Genomic DNA, 1254 nt, shown 5'->3' with positions numbered 1-1254 from the left:
TGGTGACCTGGCTCGGCGTGTTCGACATGATCGAGGAGGCGATGGGCTGGGAAGACCAGCCGGTCGACACCTGGCAGTGGTGGCACGAGGGCATCGACCTGGTGATGTGGCTGGGCTGGGTGCCGGTCGCGGTGCTGGTGCACAAGCTGTGGGAGAAGCGGCATCCGAAGCCGGTGCCGGCGCATCAATGAAAACGGGGGCCGCGAGGCCCCCGTTTCAATTCACGGATGAATCACAGGCGCGTGACGCCCTGCACCCATCCGACGAGTTCGCCATCGAGGTACAGCGCACCTTCCGGTGCGCCGGACTGCGCGTAGAACTCGAGCACCGGCGGCAGCGGCGGTGCGGGCGGCGCCGGCGGTACCGCCAGGCGCTGGGCCAGTTCAGCGAGCACGGCGCTCGCGGACTTCAGGGCGGCCGCTGCAGTGCGGCGCGCGAGGGAGGAGCCGGAGTGGCGCGGCGTCAGGGCGCGCCACGTCTGGGGCTTCGAGCTGGTCATGATCATTTCCTTCTTCGGCAGCGCGCTGGCGCTGCGTTGGATTCATGGGCTGTGGCGCAGCCGGGGGCTGCTGAGCTGGTCGAGTTCGCGGCTGAGTGCGCGGCGCGCATCCTGTCGCGAGGTACCGCCTGCCTGGTGGCTGCCGGCGCGACGGAAGTGCGCGGGCGCCACCAGTGGGTTGCGGGGCTTGCGGGCTGGCATGGTGATCTTGGACATGAGACATCTCCTGTGTGGACGAGGACGGCAGGGCCAGAAAGCACGACGGCCCGGTGCGGGAAGCAACCGGGCCGTCGGGATGAGCGCGCGTGCGTCGCGAAGCTCAGCCGGCAAGCGGACCGGGCGGGGCCCGACGGCCACCGAGACACTGAAACGCCGGCACCGACGGCGCGAAGGCGCGGCGGGCAAGGGCAGGGTTCAGTGCGCAGGCGATCAACGTGGGGACTCCGGGGTTGAGGGGCGGGGCGTCGCCGTGATAAAGGTGTTCATCACGGCTTGCGCAGATGATAAACAATCGATTATCAATTTCAACCCCCTTGTTCGAAGGTGTGGGGAAGAATCAACGTTTTTTCTTGAGCGGCGCGATGCCGGCCTGCGTGCGGGCCCAGAGGTCTTCGGCGGGCGGCGCGGCGCGGGGTGCTGCGGCCGCGGCGGTGCGGGTCGGCGGGGGGGGCGCTGGCGCCTTGGCGGGTTCCGCCGCCGGCATCAGCACCTCGCCGAGCAAGTCCAGCAGCCGCGTGCGGGCGCGCTGCGGATGG

At 69.8% G+C, this 1254-nt stretch carries 3 protein-coding genes and 1 pseudogene; 1 reads left to right on the top strand and 3 read right to left on the bottom strand.

The features are described from left to right. A partial coding sequence (locus tag AC1D12_RS33605; RefSeq protein WP_477845414.1) for a hypothetical protein occupies positions 1 to 191 on the top strand: 191 nt, incomplete at its 5' end. A 41-nt stretch (positions 192 to 232) separates the two neighbouring features. Here the strand turns inward: AC1D12_RS33605 and AC1D12_RS33600 are convergent. From AC1D12_RS33600 to AC1D12_RS33590, 3 genes and pseudogenes are all read right to left on the bottom strand, one after another. Next, positions 233 to 499, bottom strand: coding sequence for a hypothetical protein (locus tag AC1D12_RS33600; protein ID WP_047500882.1), 267 nt, complete (start codon positions 497 to 499; stop codon positions 233 to 235). Positions 500 to 541: 42 nt separating this feature from the next. Next, positions 542 to 715, bottom strand: a complete 174-nt coding sequence (locus AC1D12_RS33595) for a hypothetical protein (RefSeq protein WP_477826184.1) — start codon at positions 713 to 715, stop codon at positions 542 to 544. 340 nt (positions 716 to 1055) lie between these two features. Then, a pseudogene (locus AC1D12_RS33590) lies at positions 1056 to 1254 on the bottom strand (hypothetical protein); the annotation flags it as partial.

This window comes from Rhizobacter sp. P1_G5 (genome assembly GCF_056405435.1).
This window is presented reverse-complemented; position numbering and strand designations above follow the sequence as displayed.